The organism is Kluyvera intermedia, from assembly GCF_021440345.1.
GTDB classification, from domain to species: domain Bacteria; phylum Pseudomonadota; class Gammaproteobacteria; order Enterobacterales; family Enterobacteriaceae; genus Kluyvera; species Kluyvera intermedia_A.
Genome location: NZ_JAKCNS010000056.1, coordinates 1 through 8,156, shown reverse-complemented (window position 1 = coordinate 8,156; position 8,156 = coordinate 1). Strand labels below are relative to the sequence as shown.

6 protein-coding genes are annotated in these 8,156 nt (G+C 53.2%); 3 read left to right on the top strand and 3 right to left on the bottom strand.

All coding sequences use genetic code 11. The annotated features are described in order from the left end of the window. Positions 1-155 precede the first annotated feature (155 nt). Together LZ634_RS16135 and LZ634_RS16130 are read left to right on the top strand one after the other, a co-directional pair. Positions 156-2,960 carry a flavocytochrome c gene (locus LZ634_RS16135; RefSeq protein WP_234507089.1) on the top strand — a complete coding sequence of 935 codons (2,805 nt, stop codon included), beginning with the start codon at positions 156-158 and terminating at the stop codon, positions 2,958-2,960. A gap of 66 nt (positions 2,961-3,026) precedes the next feature. Then, positions 3,027-3,992, top strand: a complete 966-nt coding sequence (locus LZ634_RS16130; RefSeq protein WP_234507087.1) for an FAD:protein FMN transferase — start codon at positions 3,027-3,029, stop codon at positions 3,990-3,992. Here LZ634_RS16130 and dcuR read toward each other — a convergent pair. Both dcuR and LZ634_RS16120 read right to left on the bottom strand, forming a co-directional pair. After that, positions 3,973-4,692 carry a two-component system response regulator DcuR gene (gene dcuR / locus LZ634_RS16125; RefSeq protein ID WP_234507085.1) on the bottom strand — a complete coding sequence of 240 codons (720 nt, stop codon included), beginning with the start codon at positions 4,690-4,692 and terminating at the stop codon, positions 3,973-3,975. The two genes, LZ634_RS16130 and dcuR, sit on opposite strands and share 20 nt — an antisense overlap. Further along, positions 4,685-6,307: a sensor histidine kinase gene (locus LZ634_RS16120; protein ID WP_234507083.1), complete on the bottom strand. Its 1,623-nt coding sequence runs from the start codon at positions 6,305-6,307 to the stop codon at positions 4,685-4,687. The genes dcuR and LZ634_RS16120 overlap by 8 nt, the downstream gene beginning before the upstream one ends. A gap of 168 nt (positions 6,308-6,475) precedes the next feature. Here LZ634_RS16120 and LZ634_RS16115 point away from each other — a divergent pair, with 168 nt between their 5' ends. After that, a complete protein-coding gene (locus tag LZ634_RS16115; protein ID WP_234507081.1) occupies positions 6,476-7,372 on the top strand; it encodes an N-acetylmuramic acid 6-phosphate etherase in 897 nt (298 codons plus the stop codon). Positions 7,373-7,424: 52 nt separating this feature from the next. On the opposite strand, the gene LZ634_RS16110 is transcribed toward LZ634_RS16115, so the two are convergent. Further along, positions 7,425-8,156, bottom strand: a 732-nt coding sequence (locus LZ634_RS16110; protein ID WP_234507079.1) for a porin, incomplete at its 5' end; no start/stop codon positions are given.

The following is an 8,156-nucleotide window of genomic DNA, read 5'->3' as shown; positions in this document are numbered from 1 at the left end:
TATTATAGGGATTAAATAGTTTTATAACTAACGTAATGACTTTGGTAACTAAAAAAATCGATATATTAATAGCATGACATCGGCATAACAAATAACTCAAATACAGCCCGATCCCGAATTCTTAAATTTAATTTTTAAAGTTTGGAGTAACTATTATGAAAACTGATCATCGCGTATTCAGCTCCTTCACATTACCCAATGGCACCGAGCTCAAAAACCGTTTGTTTATGGCGCCAATGACGACATGTGCGGGTTATTACGACGGTTCCGTCAGCAGCGAGCTGGTGGAGTACTACCGTGCGCGTGCCGGGAGCATCGGCACTATCATTGTTGAATGTTGCTTTGTTGATGATTTAGGTCTGGCATTCCCGGGCGCATTGGGCATCGACAGCGATGACAAAATCGCCGGTCTGGCGAAAATCGCTGACGCCATTAAATCCAAAGGTTCAAAAGCGCTGCTGCAGATTTACCACGGCGGCCGCATGGTCGATCCTAAACTTATCGGCGGCCGTACACCGGTTGGACCAAGCGCCGTTGCCGCGCCGCGCGATGGCGCAGCAACGCCAGCCGCGCTGACTGCCCAGGAAGTGGAAGGTATGGTCGGCAAGTTTGGCGACGCCGTCCGTCGTGCCATTCAGGCGGGCTTTGACGGCGTGGAGATCCACGGCGCAAATACCTACCTAATCCAACAGTTTTACTCCCCGAACTCAAATCAGCGTGATGACGAGTGGGGCGGCAGCCGCGACAACCGTGCGAAGTTCCCGTTAGCGGTACTGGAAATTACCCACAAGATGGTACGCCAGTACGCGGATGATGCCTTCATTATCGGCTATCGTTTCTCGCCGGAAGAGATGGAAGTCCCGGGCATCCGCTTTGACGACACGCTGTATCTGCTGGAAAAACTGGCTGCACGTGGGCTGGATTATCTGCACTTCTCCGTCGGCGCAACGCTGCGTCCGTCCATCGTTGAAACGACCGATCCTACTCCACTGATTGAAAAATATGTGGCGATGCGTTCTGAAACGCTGGCACAGGTGCCGGTGATGGGCGTGGGCGGTGTGGTGAATGAAAGCGATGTCGATACTGCCATGGCACATGGCTACGACCTGGTTGCCGTTGGTCGCGCCTGTATTGCTTATCCTGACTGGGCCGAGCGTATTGCCGACGATCAGACGCTGGACCTGTTTATCGACAGTACCCAGCGTGAAGCGCTGAATATTCCGGAACCACTGTGGCGCTTCTCGCTGGTGGAAGCGATGATTCGCGACATGAGCATGACCGTGTCGAAATTTAAGCCGGGCGTGTTTATCGAGAAGGTACAGGACGAGGCGGGCGAGCTGGTCATTAACGTTAGTCTCGAAACCGACCGTATTGCCGATATTGAACTGACCGGCGGTGTCGATCAGGACGTCGAGTTTGTCACCAGCTTCGAAGAGATTCGTTCACGTATTCTTGATGCTAACACCCCGCACGTGGATGCCATTTCCGGGGCGACCAGCCAGAGTGAAGCGGTGAAAAAAGCCGTCTCGAAAGCGATGGTGAAATCCAGCAAAGCGCTGCAGGTAGAAGAGGGTGGCGAAGCGTCAGCTCCTCAGGCCTATGACGTGGTGGTGGTAGGTAGCGGCGGTGCCGGTCTGGCGGCTGCAATTCAGGCGCACGACGACGGTGCTCGCGTATTGATCGTTGAAAAAATGCCAACCATCGGCGGTAACACGATTAAAGCGTCAGCCGGGATGAATGCCGCTGAAACGCGCTTCCAGCGGGTAAAAGGTATTCAGGACAGCAAAGAGCTTTTTTATGCCGAAACGCTCAAAGGTGGCCACAACAAAAACAACCCAGCGCTGCTGCGTCGTTTTGTGGAAACCGCACCGCAGGCCATCGAATGGCTGGCCGATCGCGGCATTATGCTCAACGACATTACCACCACTGGTGGGATGAGCATTGACCGTACGCACCGTCCAAAAGATGGTTCTGCGGTGGGCGGCTATCTGATTAGCGGTCTCGTGCGTAACGTCACAAAACGTCAGATTGATGTCATGCTCGACACCTCCGTGGTCGATATTGTGATGGAGGGAGGCGAAGTTTCCGCCGTTCGTCTGCTGACCGATGAGCAAGAGACCCTGACCGTTCAGACTCGCAGCATCATCGTGGCGACCGGTGGCTTTAGTGCCAACAGTGAGATGGTAGTGAAATATCGCCCAGACCTCGCTGGCTTTGTCACCACCAACCACAAAGGCGCTACCGGCGGCGGTATCGCACTGTTGGAGCGTATCGGTGCGGGCACGGTGGATATGGGCGAAATTCAGATTCACCCGACGGTAGAGCAGAAAACATCTTATCTGGTGTCCGAATCTATTCGCGGCGGCGGGGCGATTCTGGTGAGCCAGAGCGGGAAACGCTTCTTCAATGAAATGGATACCCGTGACAAAGTGTCGGCGGCGATCATTGCTCTGCCAGAGCACTATGCTTACATCGTGTTTGATGAACATGTACGCACTAAAAACAAAGCGGCAGATGAATACATCGCAAAAGGTCTGGTGACTAGCGCCAGCACGCCGAGTGAGCTGGCCGCGAAGTTGGGCCTGGATGAATCAGCCTTCCTGGCGACGCTTGCCCGTTACAATGAGGCAGTGGAAAAACAGGACGATGCAGAATTTGGTCGTAAAACCGCGCTGCGCGCACCGCTGAATGAAGGCCCGTACCACGCCATTCAGATTGCGCCGGGCGTTCACCATACGATGGGTGGCGTGACGATCAATACTGAAACTTGTGTTCTCAATGCGCAGAAACAGGCGATCCCTGGAGTCTACGCGGCGGGTGAAGTCGTTGGGGGGATCCACGGTGGAAACCGCATTGGCGGGAATGCCGTGGCAGATATCATTATCTTTGGTACGCTTGCCGGTCATCAGGCTGCACAGCGTGCGCAGCAGACACCCTGGGCCATGCTTGAATCAGCATAATTAAGCCCCGTAACCCGGCTTCGTTCGCGATGCCGGGTTATTACCATCAATCGAAGGGGGAATTGAATGTCAGACACTACCAGGGTTTACAGTTATTCCGCCGTCCTGATGGGCTCACCCATCCTGCTCAAGCTTTTTTCCCACGACGAAGCGCTCGCAGCTCGCGTTTTCCGCCTTATCAAACAGTATGAAGACCTGCTCACCGTTAACCGCGCCCAGTCGCAGGTTATGGATATCAACCATGCCGCAGGCCAACATCCGATCAGCGTCAGCGGCCCGGTTTATGCCTTAATCAAATGTGCAAAAGCGGCGAGTATGCTACCCGATAGCGCTTTTAACCTGGCTATCGGCCCATTGGTCAAGCGCTGGCGTATTGGCTTTCGCGGCGATACCGTGCCTCCCATGGAGGATATTGTTCGTCTACTGGCGTTGACTAACCCAGAACAGGTTTTGCTTAATGACGCTGAACAGAGCGTATACCTGACTCAGCCTGGAATGGAGATTGACCTTGGCGCAATAGCCAAAGGCTATATCGCCGACCGGGTGCGGGATTTTCTGCGCAAAGAAGGCGTCGTGCAGGGGCTGATTAACCTCGGGGGAAACGTGCAGACGCTGGGAACACCGGAAGGCGGTTGGTCTATTGGCCTGAAAAAACCATTTTCAACCTCCGGAGCGATGATCGGTACGCTGGATATCGCCAATAAATCGGTGGTGACTTCTGGCATATATGAGCGCTTTTTTGAGCACAATGGTCAGATTTATCACCATATCCTCGATCCTCGCACCGGCTACCCGCTGAATAATGAACTGGATAGTGTGACGATCATCAGCGAAGACTCGATTGATGGCGATATCTGGACCACGCTGATGTACGGCATGGGGGTGGAAAAGGGCTGCGCTGCGCTGCGAGCTCGCCCGGATATTGAGGCCATTTTCGTCACCAAAGCGAAAGAGGTGGTGTTGTCATCGAGCCACCACTATCGCTTTACCCTGCTGGATAATGACTATCGCCTTACTGGCAGTACTGTTTAAGCAGGCCGTACTGTTCAGGCAGCAGGCGGTAGCGATAGACCGGTCGGCCGGTAGCACCGTAGTGAATACTGGTGAACAGAATATTCACCTGCGCCAGCCAGATCAGATATTTGCGGCATGATACGCGGGAGATATTCACCGCCTGCGCCAGATCGTCGGTGGAGAATTCTGTATCCGGATGGGCGTCTATCCACTGGCATAGCGTGCGTAGCGTTTGCGGTGTCAACCCCTTTGGCAGGCGCTTGGTATCGGCCAGTTCCGGGGTTCCACCGTGTATCAACCGGTCAACATCAGCCTGCTCGTAGTAAGAGTGACTGCCCATCAGTTGTTTCTTCTCACGCCAGCTCAGCAGCGCCTCTTCAAACCGGGGGAACTGGAACGGCTTTATCAAGTAGTCAACGACACCATAGCGCATTGAGGTCTGCACGGTAGCTGCATCGGAAGCCGACGAGATCATGATAACGTCGATAGCCCGTCCGGAATTTCGCACGACCGGAAGCAGATCCAGACCGCTGTCCTGCTGCATGTAGACATCTAACAAAATCAGATCGATAGGTTGGGCGCGATCCTGGACGTTGTCTTTAGCCTGTTGCAGCGTCGAGGCAATTCCGATGCAGGCGAAACCGTCAACTCGCTCGATATAGCAACGGTTCAGGTCGGCCACCATGGCATCATCATCGACAATCAAAACATTAATCACGCGTTGTTCCTCTCGAATCCCAGGGAATATGAACAAAAAATTGTGTAAAAACGCCAGGCTCTGACTCGACGGACAGGGTGCCGCCAAGGTTCTCCGTTTGTTGGCGGGCCAGGAATAGGCCCACGCCTCGGTTTTCGCCTTTGGTTGAAAAGCCTTTATTAAAGATAGCGTCTATTTGCTGCGCTTCGATACCGGGGCCGTCATCGCTGACTTCGCCGCTTAACCAGCCATTTTGATAATGCAGCAACAGACTAATTTCACCTTCTCCCTGGGCCGCCATGGCATCCAGCGCATTCTCAATCAAATTACCGAGCACAGTGACCAGCACCGCGACCTGCGCTTCATTCGGATTGTCGGGGATAAGACTCTCTTCAGACAGCGTCAGGTTAACGCCGAGAGAGCCCGCGCGGTTGATTTTTCCCAGCAGAAACCCGGCGATAATCGGCGATTTAATCTTATGCTGAAGTGCGCCAATGTCCGCCTGATAGTTCTGGGCGGTTTGCAGAATGTACTCTTCGAGTTTGTCATAGCGCTTCATATGCAGTAATCCGAGGATTACGTGCAGCTTATTCATAAACTCATGGGAATGGCTGCGCAGGGCATCGACATAGTTTACCAGGCCGTCCATTCGTTGCATCAACTGGCTGATTTCGGTTTTATCACGGAAGGTGCTGATAGCGCCAATTACCCGTTTGTTATTCAGCACTGGGACGGTGTTGCACAGCAACAGGCGACCGTTGCAGCCAATCTCGCGATCCTCAATGGCGCTGCCGCTGGTCAGCACTTCTTTGAGGTTTTCCAGCAGCGGGGCGCGTTGAGCGGCACCCAGCGCGGCGTCGTCGGCCGAAAAAAGAAACTCCCGTGCGGCCTGGTTAATCAACGTCACCCGGCCCTTATCATCAACGGCAATTACCCCTTCACGCAGCGATTGCAACATGGCCTGGCGTTGTTCAAACAGGCTGGAGATTTCATGCGGCTCCAGGCCAAAGAGAATGTTTTTCAGCACTCGTACCAGCCCCCAGATGCCTAGCGTCCCGACGATTGCGCTAAACAACACGAACCAGATGGCGTTCCAGCGGGCGCGACTTAGCTGTTCATCCACCTTTTGCAGAGAAATCCCCACGATAACCACACCGATTTGCTGGCTGCGGTCGTTATAGATAGGGGTGAAGACGCGGAGCGCTTCGGCCAATACGCCGTGGTTAATCGACAGATTTTCCTGACCTTTTAATGCCGGCTGTAGATCGGCACCGATAAAGTGCTGGCCGATAAGTCGGGTATTTGGGTGAGAGTATCGTACTGCGTCCATATTGGTCACGACGGCGTAAAGCAGGCCGTTGCGCTGCTGCACGGCGGTGGCGATTGGCTCAATAATATTCTGCTCTGGCGGGAAACTTAGCCCTCTTTTGATTTCAAGAGAGTCGGCCAGGGTGCGCGCGATAGCAAAGGCCGTATCTTCCACGCCCGCGCGGGTGGCTTTGGTTATTTGAATAAAGTAGAAGGCGTAGACCACCAGTAATACGGAGAAAATGACGCTACAAACCATCAGCGTGACCAGCGTACTCAGCTTCATTGGGCGCTTCGGATGGGGCTGAGGTTGTTGCTTGTTGCGCATTAAAACCTTCACTTATCAATAGCAAAAACACATTATCGCCGATGTCACTCAATACATAAAGCGGTCGCTCCCTTACAAAAACTAACGCCTCTTTGTGACCTCACTCGCAGAGATATCCATACAAAACACTTTAGTATTACCGAAGAACCCATAATAAGGAGTCCGTTTATGAGCACTAAGCTTGCAGGTTCAGTCATGGAACGACGTAGCTCGACGACGGCTGAGATTGACCGATTATCCACCCGCGATATGTTAAGCGTTATCAATCAAGAAGATAAATGCATATCTGAAGCAATTTCCTCTTGTCTTGATGATATCACTCGCCTGGTTGATTGTGCGGTGGCGACCTTAAGCAGCGGCGGTCGCGTCGTGCTTGCCGGGGCGGGTGCTTCCGGGCGAAACGCTATCATTACCGCGAATGAGTATGCGCCGGATGAAAAACATCCGCTGATGGGGCTGATTGCCGGCGGGGCGTTGGCAATGCTGCACAGTATGAATGAGGCTGCTCAGGATTATGACCGTGGAATTCTCGATCTCCAGGCCATAGGGTTCACACAAAAAGATATGCTGGTGGCGCTGACGGTGGGAGGGAAAACTCCGTGGCTGTGGGGCGCACTGCGTCACGCCTGGTCATTGGGCGCACCGCGTGCGGTGATTACTCGGTATGCTGTGAGCGAAGCGACGGAACTCGCCGATATCGTTATTGCGCCACAAACCGGACCCGAAGCCGTTGCCGGTTATGGTAATCCGAAGGCGATTGCCGCGCAGAAAATGGTGTTGTCGATGCTGACGACCGCGCTGGCTATTCGCAGTGGGCGTGTATATAGCAATATGCGCGTGGATATCCGTGGGACCAATATGCATATGATAGAACGGCAAATTGCTATCGTGATGGCCGCAGGGAGCTGCACGCGAGCGGCGGCAAAAGCGGCGCTGGAAAGCTGCGATCATAATTGTAAAACGGCGGTTCTGATGGTTTTGACCGGTTTGGATGCGTGGAAAGCACATGAACTGCTGGCGCAAAACAACGGATTTGTGCGTATGGCTCTGCAAGAAGCACCGTAGCGGCGACTAAAATAACAAAGCCCGCAGATGCGGGCTTTGTTTTATCGCCAGATTAGAACTGGTAGTTCAGACCCATGCCGAGGACGTTGTCGGTAGAGATACCGTTAGCATGGTAGAAGTTGGATGAGCTATCCAGCAGGTTAACCTTGAAATCAACATAAGTGGACATGTTTTTGTTGAAGTAGTAGGACGCAGCTACATCAACGTAGTTTACCAGATCCTGGTCGGTCAGATAGGAACCGCTGTCATTGTGGTGGACACCGACATCATAACCACGGGAATAGACCCAGGCCAGAGATGGGCGCAGGCCAAAGTCGAATTGGTACTGTGCTGTGACTTCAAAGTTTTGCGTTTTGTTAGCGATACCATCGTCACCAAACGGTGTCATGTTGCGGGTTTCAGCATACATCATCGCCAGATAAATGTTGTTGATATCGTATTTCGCGCCCAGAGTCCAAACTTCAGCCGTATCGCCGCCAGCGCGAACGCTGCCGTTTTTGCCATTACCGTAGTTATTGTATGTCCCGCGGGAATTAACCTGGTCGTTGGTACGATCAGAAGCACCGTAAGCTGCACCGACGCTCAGGCCCTGCAGCACAGGGAAAGCTTCGCCGAATTCATAGGTGGTAGACATACTGTAGCCATCACCGTTCTGGAAACGAACGTCATTATGGCCGTTTTTAGTCCCTTCCTGATGATTTGAGCCATCTTCGTTATTGCCCTGGTACTGCAGCGCGAAGTTCCAGCCTTCGACTTCGCCAAAGAAGTCGGTGTTACGGTAGGT